The 19,441-nt window shown below is 31.8% G+C and carries 19 protein-coding genes and 1 pseudogene; all 20 read right to left on the minus strand.

What is annotated here, in order from left to right:
* Positions 1-5 precede the first annotated feature (5 nt).
* Positions 6-950 carry an NAD-dependent epimerase/dehydratase family protein gene (locus HSACCH_RS12865; RefSeq protein WP_005490372.1) on the minus strand — a complete coding sequence of 315 codons (945 nt, stop codon included), beginning with the start codon at positions 948-950 and terminating at the stop codon, positions 6-8.
* A gap of 69 nt (positions 951-1,019) precedes the next feature.
* A pseudogene (locus tag HSACCH_RS13645) lies at positions 1,020-1,322 on the minus strand (glycosyltransferase); the annotation flags it as partial.
* 423 nt (positions 1,323-1,745) lie between these two features.
* Positions 1,746-2,846, minus strand: a complete 1,101-nt coding sequence (locus tag HSACCH_RS12875) for a glycosyltransferase (RefSeq protein WP_005490374.1) — start codon at positions 2,844-2,846, stop codon at positions 1,746-1,748.
* Between the two features lie 30 nt (positions 2,847-2,876).
* Entirely contained in the window at positions 2,877-3,527 is a 651-nt protein-coding gene (locus HSACCH_RS12880; RefSeq protein ID WP_040477512.1) for a glycosyltransferase family 4 protein, read from the minus strand.
* Between the two features lie 292 nt (positions 3,528-3,819).
* The gene (locus HSACCH_RS12885; RefSeq protein WP_005490376.1) at positions 3,820-4,002 is read right to left on the minus strand and encodes a hypothetical protein; all 183 of its coding nucleotides are present in this window, start codon (positions 4,000-4,002) and stop codon (positions 3,820-3,822) included.
* 134 nt (positions 4,003-4,136) lie between these two features.
* On the minus strand, positions 4,137-5,351 hold the full coding sequence (locus HSACCH_RS12890; protein ID WP_005490377.1) for an O-antigen ligase family protein: 1,215 nt from the start codon (positions 5,349-5,351) through the stop codon (positions 4,137-4,139).
* Between the two features lie 2 nt (positions 5,352-5,353).
* Positions 5,354-6,457 (minus strand): glycosyltransferase, encoded by a 1,104-nt coding sequence (locus tag HSACCH_RS12895; RefSeq protein WP_005490379.1) that lies wholly within the window; start codon positions 6,455-6,457, stop codon positions 5,354-5,356.
* Positions 6,457-7,218, minus strand: coding sequence for a glycosyltransferase family 2 protein (locus tag HSACCH_RS12900; protein WP_005490381.1), 762 nt, complete (start codon positions 7,216-7,218; stop codon positions 6,457-6,459). Before HSACCH_RS12900 ends, HSACCH_RS12895 begins: the two co-directional genes overlap by 1 nt.
* Positions 7,215-8,294 (minus strand): lipopolysaccharide heptosyltransferase II, encoded by a 1,080-nt coding sequence (gene waaF / locus HSACCH_RS12905; RefSeq protein WP_005490384.1) that lies wholly within the window; start codon positions 8,292-8,294, stop codon positions 7,215-7,217. The genes HSACCH_RS12900 and waaF overlap by 4 nt, the downstream gene beginning before the upstream one ends.
* Before the next feature lie 28 nt (positions 8,295-8,322).
* Entirely contained in the window at positions 8,323-9,378 is a 1,056-nt protein-coding gene (locus HSACCH_RS12910; protein ID WP_005490386.1) for a glycosyltransferase family 9 protein, read from the minus strand.
* Complete coding sequence (locus HSACCH_RS12915; protein WP_005490387.1) at positions 9,365-10,684, minus strand: 3-deoxy-D-manno-octulosonic acid transferase; 1,320 nt, start codon at positions 10,682-10,684, stop codon at positions 9,365-9,367. The genes HSACCH_RS12910 and HSACCH_RS12915 overlap by 14 nt, the downstream gene beginning before the upstream one ends.
* A 39-nt stretch (positions 10,685-10,723) precedes the next feature.
* A complete protein-coding gene (locus tag HSACCH_RS12920; protein WP_005490388.1) occupies positions 10,724-11,590 on the minus strand; it encodes a lysophospholipid acyltransferase family protein in 867 nt (288 codons plus the stop codon).
* A 72-nt stretch (positions 11,591-11,662) separates the two neighbouring features.
* Positions 11,663-12,652 carry a KpsF/GutQ family sugar-phosphate isomerase gene (locus HSACCH_RS12925; RefSeq protein ID WP_005490389.1) on the minus strand — a complete coding sequence of 330 codons (990 nt, stop codon included), beginning with the start codon at positions 12,650-12,652 and terminating at the stop codon, positions 11,663-11,665.
* Between the two features lie 16 nt (positions 12,653-12,668).
* Positions 12,669-13,514, minus strand: a complete 846-nt coding sequence (gene kdsA, locus HSACCH_RS12930; RefSeq protein WP_005490390.1) for a 3-deoxy-8-phosphooctulonate synthase — start codon at positions 13,512-13,514, stop codon at positions 12,669-12,671.
* 61 nt (positions 13,515-13,575) lie between these two features.
* On the minus strand, positions 13,576-14,325 hold the full coding sequence (kdsB, locus tag HSACCH_RS12935; protein WP_005490391.1) for a 3-deoxy-manno-octulosonate cytidylyltransferase: 750 nt from the start codon (positions 14,323-14,325) through the stop codon (positions 13,576-13,578).
* Positions 14,326-14,342: 17 nt separating this feature from the next.
* Entirely contained in the window at positions 14,343-15,467 is a 1,125-nt protein-coding gene (gene lpxK, locus HSACCH_RS12940) for a tetraacyldisaccharide 4'-kinase (RefSeq protein ID WP_005490393.1), read from the minus strand.
* 16 nt (positions 15,468-15,483) lie between these two features.
* Complete coding sequence (locus HSACCH_RS12945) at positions 15,484-16,134, minus strand: lysophospholipid acyltransferase family protein (RefSeq protein WP_005490394.1); 651 nt, start codon at positions 16,132-16,134, stop codon at positions 15,484-15,486.
* Between the two features lie 31 nt (positions 16,135-16,165).
* The gene (locus HSACCH_RS12950) at positions 16,166-17,944 is read right to left on the minus strand and encodes an ABC transporter ATP-binding protein (protein WP_005490396.1); all 1,779 of its coding nucleotides are present in this window, start codon (positions 17,942-17,944) and stop codon (positions 16,166-16,168) included.
* Entirely contained in the window at positions 17,925-18,392 is a 468-nt protein-coding gene (locus tag HSACCH_RS12955; protein WP_005490397.1) for a HutP family protein, read from the minus strand. Before HSACCH_RS12955 ends, HSACCH_RS12950 begins: the two co-directional genes overlap by 20 nt.
* 97 nt (positions 18,393-18,489) lie before the next feature.
* On the minus strand, positions 18,490-19,413 hold the full coding sequence (locus HSACCH_RS12960) for an ABC transporter substrate-binding protein (protein ID WP_005490398.1): 924 nt from the start codon (positions 19,411-19,413) through the stop codon (positions 18,490-18,492).
* Positions 19,414-19,441: the final 28 nt, after the last annotated feature.

Below are 19,441 nucleotides of genomic sequence, written 5' to 3' on the forward strand. Positions count from 1 at the left end.
CTATATTAATAAATTTTCTGAAGCCACTCTACTTCTCTTTTCAATCCTTCTTTAAAAGAAACCTGTGGCTGATATCCTAATAATTTTTCCGCCTTAGAAGTATCTGCAGATGTATGTTTTACATCACCTTTAACCTTTTCTATATAATTAATTTTAGTATCACAATTTGTCAGTTCTTTGATTAGATCAAGGGTATCATTTAAAACTATACCTTTACCAGAGCCTCCAATATTAATAATCTCACCTGCTGGAGCTTTCTCTGCAGCTAAGATGTTGGCACGAGCAATATCACCAACATAAGTGAAATTACGACTTTGTTTACCATCGCCAAAGATATTAATTTCTCCCCCAGTTAAAAAAGCTTTAGTGAAAATATGAAAAGCCATATCTGGCCGCTGTCCTTCCCCATAGACAGTAAAATATCGTAATGATACAGTTGGCACCTTAAAATTTTTATGATATAAATAAGTTAGATTTTCACCTGCAAGCTTAGAGACTCCATAAGGAGAAACTGGCTGTAATCTATTTTTCTCCTGCATTGGTAACTGATCAGTATCACCATAGACTGAAGATGAAGATGCATAAACAAATTTCTTTAATTGTTTAGCTTCTCTGGCCGCCTCCAATAATTTTTGCGTTAAAAGAATATTATTCTGATTATATATTTCAAAATCTTCTCCCCAACTAGATCGAACACCAGCTTGAGCCGCTTGATGATATACATAATCTATATCTTTTAATAATTTTTTTAAATCAACCTGTAAAAGATCTTTTTCTAAAAAAGAAAATTTAGGATCATTTAATATATTTTCTATATTTTTTTCTTTTAAGTCACGAGAATAATAATCTGTAAAACAATCTATTCCAATAACTTCTTCTCCCTTTTCTAATAGTTCTTTGGCCAGATTAGAACCAATAAAACCTGCTGCTCCTGTTATTAGGTGTTGCAATTATATCACTCCAAATTAGTTATAAATTCTCTATTAAACATTCCCATTTTTTAATTATTGCATCTATCTCTAATTCTTTTGCTCTTTCAAAAATTCTTTTGCTCTTTCAAAAGCTTTTTTTATTAGTCTTGAAAAAGTTTTTATTAAATGCCATTGCCCTTTTTGATAATGCAGACTTCCCATTGTAATTATTGTTTTTTTAAAAAAAATATGCTCATATTTTTTTCCAACAGTGACTTTAGATTTTTCTGTAATTTTATTAATATCGTATGGGTTATATATAACTTCAATTTTGTTTTTAGGCACATTATAATTATCTGCTAATTCTTCTTTTATTTTTCTTGAGACAGAGACAACTGAATAAGCCTTTTTATAAAAAAATTTGCTTTAAGTTTATTAAAGAAATGATACCTTTTAGAAATATAATTTCTAAAAGATATCATGATTTTCTCATTTTTTCTGGTAATAATATTTTGGAAGTTTGGTTGAGGCAAAAAGCTTATGACAACATCAAAATTATACTTCTCCTTAGCTTTCTTTAAAGCTTTTATTCTTTTTATATGACTATAAATATTTGCTAAAGCATTACTTTTTCTTCTATCTGCTAAATTTATTAGTTTAGCCTTATAAGGATAAAATATCTTATTCTTATCATATACAATTAGATGTTTTTCATATTTGCTGCTGTCAAGTTTCAGAGTAAAATTAGAAACAACCCTTTCAGCCCCACCGCCACCTAAATTCGGAATAAAAAAAGCTATTTTTTTATAGCAATTCCCTCCTAAAAATCAATATCTATTTACTTAAAAATTCCTTTTCTATATTTTTTATCATATTATTAAAAGTATAATTTTCTTTATAAATTTCATGTGCATAATTACCCATTTTTTCTCTTTCCTTATTCTGAATCATTTTAAATAATGCATCCGCAAATTTTTCTTTATTTCGTGCAGTTAAATATCCAGTTTCCCCATCAATAACTAACTCTCTAACACTTGGAATATCAACAGAAACAATCGGTTTTGCAGCTGCCATAGTTTCTAAAATTATCCATGGGCATCCTTCATATATAGCAGAATGGGCTACAAAATCAACTTGACTTAAGATAGAAGGAATATCATCTCTAAATCCAGTAAATATTATTTTATCTTCTAAGTTTAAGGTCTCAACTAAATTTTTAAACTTTTTATGATGATCCCCAGTTCCAATAAATAAAACTTTAAATTTTTTATATTTTTTTTCTAGTACACTAATAGCATTTATTAAATCCTGTTGAGCTTTCTGCCTTCCTAGCCTTCCAATATTAGCTATTACCGTATCTTCTTCATCAATATTATATTCTTTTCTTAAATCACTTTTTATATTGGAATTAACAAATTTATCATAATTAACACCATTATAAATCAATTTAATTTTATCACCTGATATTAAATCTTTAGGTAACTTTTCTAAACTTTTTTCTAATGTTGTTTTAGAAATCGCCATAAAATCTGTTACAAAATTTTTGAGTGCTAATCTATTATAAAAATGATTATTTATAGGTTTGGCTAAAGCTCTTCTATATATAATTTTATCAACCCCAGCAAGGTAACCAGCTAAAGAAGCAAATTTAAAATGAGAAGATTGACAAAAAAACATAACTTCAATTTTATTTTTTTTTAAATATTTCTTTAATCTATGTACTCTAAGCATGTTTAGAAAAGTACCACTGTCTATCTTCTCTATAGTTTCAACTTGTAAATTAGCCTCCCTACATTTTTTCAAAAAAGGTGTTCCTGCTTTAGCTAAAATAAAAACATTATGCCCTATTTCATTTAAAGCTTTCGCAGTTTTGTAATTCCAACCTTCTACGCCACCCCATATTATACCTGTATTAATAAATAAAATATTTTTCATAATAAAAACTCCCACTAAATATAAATTTGATTATATTTCATCAATAAAATTCAAAATTTTTGATCCTCTTTTACGCCATAATAATTGTTCACTAAAATCATAAATATTATTAACAATTTTTAGATAAAGATCCTTATCTTCATTCAAAACTTCAATTTTATTTGCCAAATCTTTACTATTTCTAGTTTTATAAAGCAAACCATACTTTTGATTTAAAATTTCTTTAATTGACAGTAAATCTGTACCAACAAAGGGTATTCCATGAGAAAAATAATTAAATATTTTTATTGGAGAAGTCAAATTACGATTAAAAAAATTATCCTTTAAAGGTACTAAACCAATTTTAACACTTTTTAGAATTTCATCAATTTCTTTTCTTTCAACCCAACCAGTTATTCTAATCTTATCTTCTATACCTATTTTTTCTGCTAAGTTATTATAGTAATTTATTTGTTTATCATTTGTACCACCAATAATTATTAATTTGCCAAATTTTTCATCTATTAATTTTAAAGATTTAAATACAGTTTCTAAATCTTTGCGGTTTCCTAATGCCCCAATATAGGCAATATCTTTTTTTGAAATTATTTTTTCTAAATCATAGCGATAGATTTTATTAATTCCGGTCCTAGCCATTAAATAATTTTGATTACGGAAATGATTTTTATATAAGTTCTTCAAGATATTTTGATGACATATTATTCCATCTAATCTCCCCAAGAAAATTTTTTGAAACAATTTCTTTTTATAGTGTCTTTTCTCTTTTTTGTCTAGATCAAGATAATAATCATGGGCTTCATAAATAACTTTTAGATTATATTTCTTTTTTAAGAAGAATAAATATGGTAAAAATCCAACTTTCCTTGTTATAATGACATCTAATTGTCTGTTTTTAGCTGGTTTTGATAAATACTATAAGCTTTAAAATAAAACTTTGTCGTTTGACTAAATCTAGTTTTATTATCAAGAAATTTCACATTGAAATTGCTAATTTTTTTAATCCAAAATAGTTTTTTAGAGACAATCCGACATCTTTTGATTCTCCAGACATTATTAACTCAACATCATTGTTTTTATCAGCCTTTGCTATTCCATAACTAGTGAATGTTGTAAAGCTAACTCCAGCTGCTACTAGGCCACTCTCTACCAAAAACATATTTAATATACATGTATTATTCTACCCCTTTTTATTATAAATACAATCATTATTATTTAAACAATTTATTAAGCATATTATAGCAAAATAAAAATAAAATAAATTTCTAGCCACATAAATAATTTGAAATATCCCTAAACTGATTTTGAACTTAAATTTGATAACTCATCATATTCTGAATTTTTTAATACAATACTTAAAGCAATAACAACCCAAAAAAAACTTAAAGGTTCAGTTTTACCAAAATTATATTGAGTCAAACCTTGAACCAAATAAATGACAATCATAATTATAGTTGATAAATGAAATATTTTAACATTAATTTTAGATTCTTCTTTGTAAAAAATAATAACCTTTTTTAATGTAAAATACATTAAATATAAAAAACTGAAAAGACCAAAAAGACCAATTTCAGAACCAAATTGTAAAAAAGTATTATGAACATGAATATAACCTTTTGGTTTGATTTCATCAACTTTATATTTATCAGAAAGGGGCGTTCTATAATTATCATATCCTAGACCAATTACAGGGTTATCTTTAATTATATCTATTGCTGTTTTCCACATTGCAATTCTATAAGCGTTTGAACTGTTTTCTTCAAAATCATAACTAATATCAAAACTACTTTTGAACCTGTTAGTATATTGTGGTGGCATAACCAAAAACAATATAGTTAAAAATACTAAAAATAATACTATCAATTTTCTGCTCTTGATTAATCCAAGCACAAAAATACCAACTATAAATGCTAACCATGCTCCCCTAGATTTGGAAAAAATTAAATTCAAAACAAAAATAAAATTAATTAAAAATAAAATTATTTTAGTTCTTTTATTTAAATCACTCCAAAAAATATAAATAATCATAGTTGTAACCATTACTGCAATTAAATTACCAAAAGTTAAAGAAAATGAAAATGCTTTTATTCTAGCATAATCAAGAAAATAATATTGATATAAACCATAAATTGAGGCAATAATCGATGAAGCCATTAATAATGAGATAATAATTTTAACTTCCTTTTTATTCTTGATTTCATTTATAAAAATAAAGAAAAACAAAAAAGAAAACATGAACTTATTACTTAAAATCTCATTATTCCAGTTATTTAATCCCGAAATAAAGATAGAAAGGGTAAATATAGACATAGGTATTAAAAAACCTTTAAAATCATAACTACTAATTATTTTATCTTTTAATATAATTTTTATTAACCAAAACAAAATAGTTAGTATTGATCCAATATTTATTGCTGCATTAGAAATGAAAATCGAAAAACAAGTCAGATAAATTGATACTATAATACAATAATCTATTTTATTTGAAATAACCTTTTTAATATCCAAATTTAAGCCTCCAAAAATCTCTTTATTCTTTCTATCATTATCTCCAGTGTAAAATTTTCTTCTATAACTTCCCTACCTCTTATCCCAAAATTATTTTTATTTTTTTGCTCTATCATTTTTAACATCTTAGCAGCTATATCTTCACTATTTCCAGCTTCAGCTAAATAACCAGTTTCACCCTCAACAACGATTTCAGAAATATTACTGACATCAGTACTCACAACAGGCAGTCCTGCTGCCATTGCTTCGGCAATTACAAAACCAAAGCCTTCCCAGCGTGCTGTATGTACTAAAAAATCTAAACCAGGCAAAAGACTATATACATCATCTCTAAATCCTGTAAAAACTATATGGTCTTCTATTTTTTTTTCTTTAACCAGTTTTTTTATTTCCTCTTCTCTTTCGCCATCTCCAATTATTAAAACAACAAAATCTTCTCTTTCCTGCTTTAGTAATTCTACGGCTTCGATCAAAAATTCATGCCCTTTTTGATAACTTAAACGACCTATATTACCAATTATTATATTGTCATCAGCAATTCCAAATTCTTGCTTTAAATTTACTGCATTTTCTAAACCCTTATCTATTTTATCTAAATCTATCCCATTATAAATTAATTCAATTTTCCCTTCATTTAACCAGTGAGAAGTGTTGCGCAAAATAGTTTCTTTTGTTGATTTAGAATTAGCAATAATATCTGTTACACATTCTGTTAATAAATATTTATTATAAAATCTATTTTTAATTGGTATAGCACTACCACGCCGATAAATAATTCTCTCTAGGCCGGCTAATTTACCGGTGATTCCACCAAATTTTAAGTCCTGAGACATATTTGAAAACATTATATCAATTTTTTTATCTTTTAAAAAGCTGACAAAATTTTTAACTTTAAAAGGATTTAAAACTGTTATCCCGCTTTTTACTTTAACTTCACTGGTTTTAATCCCGGCTTCTTTTGCCCTCTTAAATAGTTCTGTATCTCTGCCAGTTGCAATATAAATATTAAACGCTGGATCATTATTTAATATTTTAGCTGTGGTGAAGGTCCATTTTTCACCACCACCCCAGACAGGACAGCTGTTTAGAAAAACTATGTTTTTCATTATTTATCATCCCCAAAATTATTTAATTCCCAGAGTTTAATTGCTTTTAAGAATTGATAATAAGATGACAAAGTAGATAAAATCAATCCCTGACTACCTAATAAAAAACCTTTTTTGAATAAATATTTTTTTATAAATTCCAAAAAAGTTCTGATTAAAATATAAGAAATACTAACTGATTTACCAGCATTATATTTCTTTTCTGCATCAAGGGTAGTATATTGATTCATTTTAGCTGCATAACTCTCTAAATCTTGATAGGTATAATGAATAAAATCATTCTCTAGCTTTTTGATTTCACCACTTATTTGAGGAGACTCATGGACTAAACCACTATATCTATATTTGCTTTTAAATAGTCTTAAAGTATAATCAGGATACCAGCCGCAGTATTTAATCCACTTACCTAAAAAATAATTTTTACGGGCTATTTCATATCCTTCAGCCTTAGCTTCAGTTTCATTTAAGGTTGCTATTATCTCTGCTTTTAATTCCTCAGTAGCTCTTTCATCAGCATCAATAACAAATACCCAGTCAGTTTTGATTTTATTTAGACCAAAGTTTCTTTGAGCAGCAAAGTCTTTGAATTCATTTTCATAAAAATCAACATTGTCATACTGCTGACAGATAGCTTTTGTCTGATCATTACTAAAAGAATCAACAACTACAATCCGCTCGATCCAATTGATACTTTCTAAACAATCAGCAATCTGATCTTGCTCATTATAAGTCAGGACTAAAGCACTCAGCTTTTTCATCATATCATTCCCTCAGCTTCTAATCTTTGAATTATCATTTTAGGACTCAACTCTCTCATACACTTAAAATGATCAAGTGGGCACTCATGTTCTCCACAGGGGCGGCAATTTAAATCAACATTTTTAAATAAAATATTCTTCCCCTGACCTCTGGGTGCATACATTTCTTCATCAGAAGGTCCAAAAATAGCAGCAGTATTTGTGCCAACAGCAGCTGCCACATGAACCGGGCCAGTATCACCACTAATCATAAGTTGTGTCTTTTTCAGAATTGCAGCCAGCTCTAATAACGATGTTTTACCACTTAAATTATATATCATTTTTTGATTGTCGATTTTATTACAAATATAGTTAACTCTTTCTGTATCAGAAGCTCCCCCCACAAAAAGAATCTTATAACCCTTCACAGCTAAATGATCAGCAACTTCTGCAAAATATTCTTCCGGCCAGCGTTTAGTTTTCCAGCTGCCACCAGTATTTAAAACAATAAACTCCTCATCTTCTAAGCCAATATTTTTCAGCTTAAGATCAGCATTTTGCTGATAAACATCATCAAATTCTAAAACAGGAAACTTATTCTCACTATTTTCTAATTTGATCTTATTCTGAAGTTCATTATTTTCTGCAAAATATTGCTCTAAAAGCTGACTCTGCTGCATCTGCTCTAAAAAATCTAAATAAAATTCTATCATATGTGATGAAATATCTTTTTCCACTTCTTCATCTAAGAAAACCCCTCTACCTTTTCCTCCATAGCCAATGCTCTGCTCAGCAGAAATTAATTTTAAAAGTAAAGCGGTACGCCAGTTCCCGTGAATATTAATCCCCAGATGATAATTGTTCATCTTCAGCTTTTTAGCAAAACTATAGGAGCGGGCAGCAGTCCAATTTTTATTATAACTATAGACATGATCTATATTATCATTAGCTCTCATTATCTCAGAAAAATTACTATTTGCAACCAGGTCAATTCTGGCCTCTGGAAACATTTCTCTTAAACCTTCAAAAAACGGATGTGCAAATAATAAATCTCCCAGATATAAGAGGTCAACAACTATTATTCTCTTAACAGCTTTCATTATTATCAGTCCTTCGTAATCTAAAATCTTAAAGCTCTAATTTTTTCTTTGAAATTCTTAAAACCTGATCCACTGTTATAGACTTCATACACTGCATTTTGCGGCTGCAGTGTTTATCCCAGCAGCGAATACATTCTAAACTGTTATCTTGAATTACGGTATGGCCTTCACCATAAGGCCCATGAGTATCAGGATCAGTTGGCCCCATCAGCGAAATAACATTTAAGCCGACTGCAGCTGCCAAATGAGTTGGTCCTGTATCTCCACCAATATATAACGAAGCTCTATTGTAAACTTCTGTTAACTCCTCTAAATTAGTCTTAGCTGCTAGATTGCAATAACTAGCTTCATCAAGAGATTCAAAGCTATCAATAGCCTCTTTATCTCCAGGCGCACCAGTAAAAATAACATAATAACCCGACTTAATAAATTCATTAGCCAGCTGAAAATAACGCTCCAAAAACCAGTTTTTAGACTCCCAGGTTGTAAAAGGATTAATTACTACTAGCTTTTTATTCTGATCAACATTTTCTGTTTCAAATAAACGACTGACCCTACTTTTAATAATTGGAGTCATTTTCAAGCCATAGTTGACTTCATCAGTTTCTGCATCTAAAGCAGAAGCTAAATGTAGATTTCTTTCAATTTTATGCATTTTTTTATCTGGAATATCTATCTTTGCCTGATAAAACAAGGTGCTTAATTCTCTGCCATCAGCAGGACCAATTCTGAGCCCAGGTTTAATCAGAAAAGAACTTAAAGCACTCTTGAATAGTCCATGGAGATCAAGATTGATATCATAATTTTCCTTTTTCATTTTTTTAAAAAACTTAAAAAAGGATCTTACTGCTCCTATAAAATCACGGCTTAACATTTCCCTCCACTGTTTACGAGGTAATAAAATAACATTATCTAGATAGGGATTCAATTTAACAAGTGGATAAGCCTTAGCTTCAACTAACCAATCAATTTGAGCTTCAGGATATTTTTGTCTTAAAGCATAAGCTACAGGTAATGCATGAATAACATCTCCTATAGCACTAAGCCTTGTAATTAAAATCTTTTCTCCTTTATTCTCCTGCATTATAATCTTCTCCCTGCTTTAATAAAACATCTATCAGCTGCAGTTGTTTTCGCACTGAACCTCTATTTTTATCAATTAGCTCAGCCGCTTTTTCTGCTCTCTGCTTCCTATACTCATCATTTGCCAGAAGTTGATAACACTTTTCAAAAAAATCATCACTATTTTCAACTTCAAAACCCACTTCATTTTCAAGCAGAAAATCTCTCTCCTCTTTAAAATTGTACATGCTTTGACCAAATAAAACAACTTTGGCTCTGGCTGCAGCCTCAATAACATTATGGCCTCCCCGATCTATCAAAGAACCCCCAATAAAAACTAAATCTGAATAAAAATAAAGCTGGGCCAACTCGCCCATGGTATCAACAATTATAATATCCGTATCTTCTGCCAGCAAAATTTCATTTCTTTTAAGTTCAGAATACAAAACAGCTGCTATTTCCTTATCCTGACAGAGACTTAAGAGTTCCTCTCTGCGCTCAACATAACGAGGCGCAATTAAAATTTTCAGCTGATTAAACTCTGCTTTTAACTGCTGATAAAGATTTAAAATTATCTCTTCCTCACCTTGATGAGTACTACCAGCTACTAAAACCTTTGTCTTATCATTTATTTTTAGCATCTCTTTTTTCGCCAGATATTGCTCTTTTGTAGGTGGCTTAAGATCTAGATCATACTTTAAATTTCCATTAATACAAATATGATCTTCGGCAGCACCTAACTCATTAATTTTTTCAGCAGCTTCTCGATGCTGCATACTGAAAATATCTATTCTATTTAACATATCTTCTAAAAGAGAACCTAAAATTTTATATTGTCCAAAAGAATCATCACTAATTCTACCACTAGCAAGCATTATTTGCGTTCCCTGTTGATCCAAAGCTTTAATTAAGTTTGGCCAGAGTTCAGTTTCAATCATAATAAATAAATCAGGCTTAAATTTATTAACTGCTTTTTTTACAACCCAATTTAAATCAAAGGGCAGATAAATAATCAAATCAGCACCTTCTATTTTCTTTTTGGCAAGGCTTTTCCCACTTGCTGTCATTGTAGAAAATATAATTCTAGCTTCTGGATATTTTTTTCTAATCTCAGAAGTTAGTTTTTGAGCTGCTAGAGTCTCCCCTGCAGAAGCAGCCTGAATCCAGATTACCTGATTTGCTGGAAATAAAAGATCTAAATTTTGATCATAAAAAGCAAAACGTTCTTTTAAATTTAGTTTTTCTCCACTCTTTTTGCTCTTAAAATAGTAATAGGGAAGTAAAAAAACTGTTAAAACAGACAAAAGCAAATTATAAATCAAGTACATATTTCTCCCCCTTAATTAGTAAAAAGATTATCGGTAAAATCAACTATAAGTTTTCCAACGTTTATGCAGCCACATCCAATCAGCAGGATTTTCCCTTATTTCTTTTTCGGTCAAATTTAATAAAGATTGTAACTCTTCTTTTAATTCTGATTCAGAAGCGTTTTTATTTATTTTTCTGGCTTCATAAACTTTTAATTTGTGTTTTAACCAGGCCTGACGATGAAAAAACATAGGTACAATTGGGGCTCCAGTCCTTTTGGCAAACTGTACTGCTCCAGCATATGTAGAAGCATCTCTACCAAAAAAATTTAGTTTCCAACCATGATCACGAGCATCCTGATCACCTAAAATAGCTACGATTTGCTTGTTTTTTAACTTTTTAAAAGCCTGTCTTACTGCTAGACCTTTAGGAATTATTCCAATTCCAATTCCACGTCTAATCTCATTTATTTTTTTATCAAATAGAGAATTATTCTGCTTCCGTGCAATAGAATTAATTGGATAACCTTTAATCGCTAAAACTGCTCCCAGCAGCTCCCAATTACCAAAATGACCTGTATAAATAATAACTCCATTTCCTTCTTTTAAAGCTTGATCTAAATGCTCTAAGCCATTAAAATCAACCATTTTGTCTATATCTTCCTGGCTGAAAGCATCTTCCATTAAAAATTCGGCAAAATTATAACCCAAATTTTCATAAACCTCTTTGATTAACTCTTTTGATTCTTGATCATTTAAATTTAAAGCTCCTTTTAAATTCAACCGAGAATGTTCTCTTCTCGAAGGAGTAATAAAATAGGCTAGATAGGCAATTAATTTCCCTAAATAACGCCCAGCTGCAGCTGGCAGTTTTTGCAGTAAAAACCTAAAAATATTATATAAAAATATACTAATTTTATCTTTCATATTTAGCCTCTTTTATCTTCTATTAATTATAATTCAAAAATTAATTTTATTACACAAACTCAAATATTTTCATTAAAAAACTTTTGCTCTCAATAAGTCCTGGAAATTAAGCATTGCAACTGGTTTTCCTGCTTCAACAACCGGCAGATCATTGATTTCTTTGGCTTCCATAATCTGCAGTGCCTCGGCTGCCAGTCTATCTGGAGCAATTGAAATTGGATCAACTGTCATATAATCTTTAACAGGCCGATCAATAAAATCTGCAGACTTCTCTAAAAGTCTACGGATATCTCCATCAGTAATAATTCCTCTAAGTTTACCATCCTGATCAACAATAGAAGTTGAACCCATCCGACTTTTTGTCATCTTAAATAAAGCTTCTCTGACGGTTGTCTCTATTTTAACAACAGGATTCTGTTCTCTAATCTTAATTACATCCTTAACTTTAGTTAAAAGTTTTCTGCCCAGAGAACCCCCTGGATGATAGAGAGCAAAATCTTCAGGGCTAAAACCATAATAAGAGGAGAGAGCAATGGCCAGCGCATCTCCCAGAGCTAAAGCAGCAGTAGTACTTGCTGTAGGTGCTAAATTATGCGGACAAGCTTCTGTAATTACATCTGCCTCCAAAATTAAATCAGCATGTTCAGCTAATGTTGACTCACTATTTCCAGTCAGTGCAATCAAAGTAACACCAATCCTTCTTAAAGAAGGTAATAAAGAGATAACCTCATCTGTTTCTCCACTATTAGAAACAGCAATTACTACATCACCGGCTCTAATCATCCCTAAATCACCATGTAGAGCCTCACCAGCATGCACAAAAAAAGCTGAAGTACCAGTACTGGAAAAAGTAGCAGCCAGTTTTTTAGCTACTAAACCTGTTTTGCCAACTCCTGTAAAAACTACTCTTCCCTCAGAATCAATAATCAGCTCCATAGCTTTTTTAAAACTTCCGTCAAGATCCTCTTTCAATTTTAAAACTGCATCAGCTTCTATCTGCAGGACATTTTTTGCTCCTTCAAGTCCTGCTTTTAATTTATCTTCTCTGCTTTTTTTTGTCATTTTATTCACCCGAATCTTAATAATTTATTTCATCACAATCTTTGACAGCATTATCAATTGCCAGTCCCTGTTTTAAAATCTCTTCCAGCTTAGCTAAAGGAATCATATTTGCTCCATCACTTTTTGCTACTGCTGGATTATCATGAACTTCCATGAATAAGGAATCGATTCCTACAGCCAGAGCAGCTCTCATTAAATATGGTACATATTCTTTTTCACCATCTGAGCTATCTCCTGCTCCACCTGGAAGTTGGACTGCATGAGTTGAATCAAAAACAATCGGATAACCAGTTTTGCGCATTCTAGGTAATGAGCGCATATCTACTACTAAATTATTATAACCAAAAGACACTCCTCTTTCGGTTAAAAGTATTCTTTGATTGCCAGTACTTTCTATTTTTTCTACAACCTGATCTATATCCCAGGGTGCCAGAAACTGTCCTTTTTTAACATTAATAATACTTCCGGTTTTACCAGCTGCAGTCAACATATCGGTCTGTCTGGATAAAAAGGCTGGGATCTGCATAATATCTAAAACTTCAGCTGCCACAGCTGCCTGCTCAGGTAAATGAATATCTGAAATTACAGGTAGTTCAAATTCTTTTTTTACTCTCTCTAAAATCCTTAATCCTTCTTCTAAACCAGGACCGCGATATGATTCAATTGAAGAGCGGTTTGCTTTATCAAAAGAAGCCTTAAAAACATAGGGAATCCCCAACTTATCAGTAATTTTTTTAATTCCTTCGGCAATTCTCAAGACCCTATCTTCTTCCTCAATCGCACAGGGACCTGCTAAAAGCACAAATGGTTTTTCCTGGTCTCCAAAAATTATATCATCATTTAATTTAACCTGCTTAATCATTTTTTACCCCCATCTGTATGTCACGTATTGTCAAAAAATCTTTTAATTATAGATTAATTAACTAAATCTTTTTATTTCTGGCTTTAAGTTCTTTTTCCACCAGCTCAACATCTTCTTTGCGATCAACACCAATTAATTTTGCTTTTGTTTCCAAAACCTTAATCTGATAACCATTTTCAAGTGCCCGCAGCTGCTCTAAAGATTCTGCCTTTTCTAAAGCAGTCCTTTCCATTCCTGCATATTTTAATAAAAAATCACGGCGATAAACATAAAGTCCTATATGCTGATAATAATGCTGATCTTTTACTTTTGTATCTCGATAATATGGAATGGGAGAACGAGAAAAATATAAAGCATAATCTTCATAATCTGTAATAACTTTAACTAGATCAGGACTTTTAGCAGCTTCAGAATTTATCTTTCTCTTTAAAGTACTCATCTGCAAATTATTTTCCTGACTAAAAGGTTTTAAAGCTTGCGTAATACTTTGAGCTTCAATCAAGGGTTCATCTCCCTGAACATTGACTATCAAATCAGCTTCAATTTGAGCCGCCGCCTCTGCAATTCTATCAGTACCACTTTGATGCTGATTAGAGGTCATAATAACTCTGCCTCCAGCTGCTTCCACAACTTTTTTTATTCTTTTATCATCTGTTGCCACATAGACTTCATCTATTTGTTCACATTTTTCTACTGCCTGATAAACCCTAACAATCATCGCTTTCCCTAAAATATCTACCAGGGCCTTCCCCGGAAACCGACTGGAATCATAACGTGCTGGAATCACAGCCGCAGTTTTAAGAGCAGTCATCAAAACACCTCAAATCCTTATTTTGCATTTTCATTACGTATTTTCGATTTAATAATTTTTAGTAATTTGTCTTTTTCCTCAATTTTTAAAGAAATTTTAAGATAATAAAAAGGGAGATTACCAATCATCTCTGCAAAATCACTTAGTTTAACCGCATCTTTTTCTGTAGTTAAAATTAAATCAGCCTGAGAAGCAGAATACTGATCAAGCAAAGTTAAAAGATCTTCCTTTTGGTAATTATAATGATCTTTAAATATTTTGTAACTAACTATTTTAGCACCTGCACTTTCAATACTTTTTTTGAAAGCTTCCGGGCTACCAATGCCAGAAAAAGCGAAAACCTTTTTCTCCTTTAAAAAGTCAAGCTTCTCTTCCTGCTGTGAGGCTACGCAAACACAACTTTCTAAACTGGTTTCTGCTTTAAAAACTCCGTCATTAGAAGGACTAAGCGTTTCAAGAGAATTTTCAAGCTCTTTAATTCTATTAAAATCAACATTTTCACTGCGATTTAAAAGAAAAATATCAGCTCTTTTTAAAGCAGTAAAAGGTTCTCTTAGCAAACCTGCTGGTAAAACTTTATTATTAGAAAAGGGTTTTTCAGCATCGATTAAAACAATATCTGAATTTCTTTTTAATTGATAATGCTGAAAACCATCATCTAATAATATCAAATCTGCCCCATGAGCTTCTGCCATTTTTGTTCCCTGATATCTATTAGCTGAACGAATAAAAATTAATTGATCATAATTGCGGGCCAGCATAAAAAGCTCATCTCCCGCCTGAGCAGCATCGGCATAAAGCTTTGAACCATCTTTAATCAAATATGGTTCTTCTACATTTTTTGCCGCTCCATAACCACGACTAATAATTGCTATCTTATATTGAGATTTTAATTCCTCAGCTAAAAATGCTGTAAAAGGTGTTTTACCAGTACCACCAGTTGTAATATTACCAATACTGATTACCGGCACCCCTGCCTCTTTTTTCTTTAAAATATTATTTTGATAAAGAGTGGACCTAATTTTAGCTAGTTGAGCATAAAACAGTGATAACAAAAATAAGATACAGCGAATTACTCCTGCCAATATCCCCTCTTTAGATCCATCTATTATATTTTCTAAATATTTTCGCAAACTACTCATATATTTAATACCACCATTATTTTTTGACTAATTCAGCAGCTCTTTTATTTACTTCTGTCATTTTTTCTTTTAAAATTTTCTCTTTTTCTTCCATCTCAAGCCCTGCTTTGAATTTAAACGGCTCAGCAAAAACTAAGGCTGTTTTACTAAAAGGTAAAGGCAGCAAAAAACTATCCCAGCTGTTAAAGTTTTTCTTCCAACGAGCCTCAACCCCTATCGGAACCAGATAAGACCCCGCCTTTTCCTGTAGAAAAATAATACCCGGTTTAACCTGATGCGGAGGACCTGTCGGTCCATCAGGAGTAATAGCTGTACTTTCTCCTTTTTTTAATTTCCTATATAATTCAAGTAGAGAGCGGCTTGCACCTCTGCTGCTTGAGCCACGAACTGTTCTCCAACCCATTTTTTTTAAAACTTGAGCCATATAACTGCCATCTCGACTTAAACTTGATAAAGCATAAATTCCTAAATCCTTTAGGAAATATGAAGGAACCCAGAGTTTACCATGCCAGCAGGAAAAAACAAGTGACTCCTGCTTATCCAACTTTTCTTTAGCCTGCTGCCAACCTTCGACTTCTAATCTGTAAGAAAAATTTGTAGCTCTAATTAAATAATAAGCTAAAGGAGGAATTATTGCTTTTTCTAATTTTCTTTTTTGATCTGACATTAATCATTCCTCCTTTTTTGAATTTTAATATTTAGGCATTGGGATCTTCAATAAATTGACCTTGATATAAAGAAGCATACTTACCCTGTTTCTTGATCAGTTCCTGGTGATTACCCATTTCCATAATCTCACCCTGTTCTACCACTACAATCTTATCGGCGTTTCTAATAGTAGATAATCTATGAGCAATAATAAAAGTTGTTCTATTTTTCATTAAATGCTCTAGAGCTTCCTGTACTAAGGCTTCAGATTCAGAATCAAGAGAAGAAGTAGCCTCATCTAAAATTAATATCTTAGGATTTTTCAAAATTGCTCTGGCAATAGAAATTCTCTGTTTCTGACCACCAGAAAGTCCAACTCCGCGCTCTCCCACAACAGTATCATAACCATCTGGAAAGCCCATAATAAATTGATGAGCATTGGCAGCTTTAGCTGCCTTCTGAATCGCTTTTTCGTCAGCATTTAAATCACCGTAGGCTATATTATCTCTTAAAGAACCACTGAATAAAATAGTCTCTTGTGGTACTATCCCAATAAAGTTACGCAGACTATCGATTTTTAGATCTCTAAGATCATGGCCATCAACACGCATTCTACCTTCGATTGGATCAAAAAACCGTGGGATTAAATCAACCATTGTTGTTTTGCCAGCTCCACTGTGACCAACAAGAGCTACAACTTCACCTGGCTTAGCAGTCAAATTGATATTTTGGAGCACTATTTCATCTTCATTATAGGCAAAGCTAACGTTATCATAAACTACCTCACCTTCAAGATCATTTAATTCTATTTTGTTTTCATCATCTTCACGCAGTTCACTTTCAGTATCCATAATTTCAAAAACTCTTTCGGCTGAAGCAAATAACTGCTGCAGTCTTTTAGATAATTTAGTAATTGATCTTAGCGGTTCACTGATAGTTAAAAGCAGAGTGAAAAAGGCAATTAATTCAGATGCTGTCATTCGGCCCTGCATGACCTCATAACCTCCATACCAAAGTATAGCTGTAAAAGAAATAGCAGCTAAAAATTCTACCAGTGGAGTTAAAATCGCACCATATTGAGTCTTTTTCATTTTTGCCCGGAAATTAGCCTGATTTTCACTGCTGAAACGTTCAAACTCATATTCTTCCCGACCAAAAGATTTAACTACTCTAACTGCAGATAATGTTTCCTGCAGTACATCAGATACATCAGCTATTTTAATCTGAACTCTGCGGCTTACTTTTTTCAATTTATAATTAAATTTAGTAATAACATAAGTGATAAATGGTAAAATTATAATTAAGAAGATTGTCAGGCGATAATTTAGATAAACCAGATAAATAATTCCTCCGATTAGAGTAAAAACCTTATCAACACTACCCACAGTCGTCTTAATCATTGAACTTTCTAAATTCTGAACATCATTTGTAACCCTTGATAAAATATCACCTGTCTTATTTTTACTGTAAAAACTCAAAGATAAATTATGCAGATGTGAATAAAGATCATCCCGCATGTCTTTGATTGACCTCTGTGAAACATAGGAAACTAAATAGGTCTTTCCGTAATAAGAAACACCTTTAAGGAAATAGACTAAAATCATCATTCCCGCAACTAAAGAAAGCTGAATCATTCCCTCTCTTCCCATATCAATATCCGAGATAATTGTTTCCAAAAGGTCCTGAAAAACCTTAACAAAAAAAACAGTTAAAAAGGCATGAACCAGCATGGAGATTACTCCCCCTGCCAGCCTGCCTTTATATGGTAAAAGATATTTAAATACTCTTTTTAATATTTCAAATTCATTATTACCTTTTGCTGAGTCCATAGTAATGAATCCCCATTCCTGAAATTTCGTGATCAACATCTAAACCAGGGATACCAAGCTTTCCATAAAGAGCTACTGCTAAATGTGGTGCTTTACTAACAATACCTATTTTAATACCAGCTCCAGAAATACCGGATAACGGTTTATCAAAGTCAACCATTGCTCGTTCCACACAGCGAGTTAATATTCTCTGATCCTGAACAGATTCGGTAATTACATCACCTTTAATTGCTGCTCCAAGACAGTTGCGTAAAACTTTGTCCTTTAGTTTGGAGCCCTTGCCTCCAGCTCTAGTAATTACAGCTTCATAACCCTCACTTTTATAAGCATCAATTATCTTGCCATCATATTCATCATTAACCATTGAAAGTAGTACAGCTACCTTTCCTATAGACTGTCCACCATCAATTTCCGTAAAATCATCAATTGTAAAATCTGATAAATTCATCAAATCACCTCTTAGTCTTATTTTCTTAGTTATTTCCTTTTAAAAAAGGTTTATAAATGCCTGAACTTTCCCTACCACTGTCTGCTATTCAACAAAACTAATCGATCTCCTCTTTTAGTTCTGGAAAAATAGCTTTAATCAACTCCTTATAACCCTCAATGATTCTTGGTGAAGGTCTATTAACTAAATCTTGATTGACTAAATATAAACGGTCATTTTTAAAAGCAGAAATTTCTCTAAGGATTTTTTTCTGTTTTAATTTCTCAATAGTTAAATCCTGCAGACTGCTGTGCTGGCTGCTAATATAAACCTCAGGGTCAGCGGCAATTAAGCTTTCCATACTATATGTTGGCCAGCTCCCTTGAGCCTCACGACCGACATTGTAACCCCCAGCAGCATAAATCAAACTATCAATAAAAGTTCCGCTGCCAGCTGTATATAATGGGTCTGACCAAATTTCGTAAAAAACCCTTCGCCGTTCATTATTTTCGAGCTTTTTAGCCACAATTTTTTTCAACCGTTGATGTTCTTTTTCCATCTCTGCAGTTATCTCTGATCCAGCACTCTGGGCAGAAATTAAATAAGAAATGTCATCAATCATATCTATTGTATCATTAATTGAGCCAGGTTTAAAACCAATATTTTTAATTCCCAATTCAGTTAACCGTTTTAGAACTGCAATTTTACTTACAGATTCAGCAATTACAAGATCTGGTTCTAAAGAAATTATCTTTTCTAGATTAGGCTCATCAATTCTACCCACATCTTCTTTATTCAATGCATCATCTGGATAATCGCAGGCCGAACTAACAGCTACCAGTTTATCTTCCAGGCCGAGAGCATAAATAATTTCTGTAATTGCCGGCGCCAAAGAGATGATTCTCTGCACTTCCTTTTCAATTACAATCTCCCTTCCCAAATCATCGGTATATTTAATTGGAAAAAAATCAGCTAAAACTGATGTCGAAGCTGTAAAAATTATCAAACAAATCATGAGCAGCATAAAAATTGTTTTTCTCATTTGATCCACCTCAGCTTAAAGACTTTAG

It is taken from the genome of Halanaerobium saccharolyticum subsp. saccharolyticum DSM 6643 (genome assembly GCF_000350165.1).
Classification (GTDB): domain Bacteria; phylum Bacillota; class Halanaerobiia; order Halanaerobiales; family Halanaerobiaceae; genus Halanaerobium; species Halanaerobium saccharolyticum.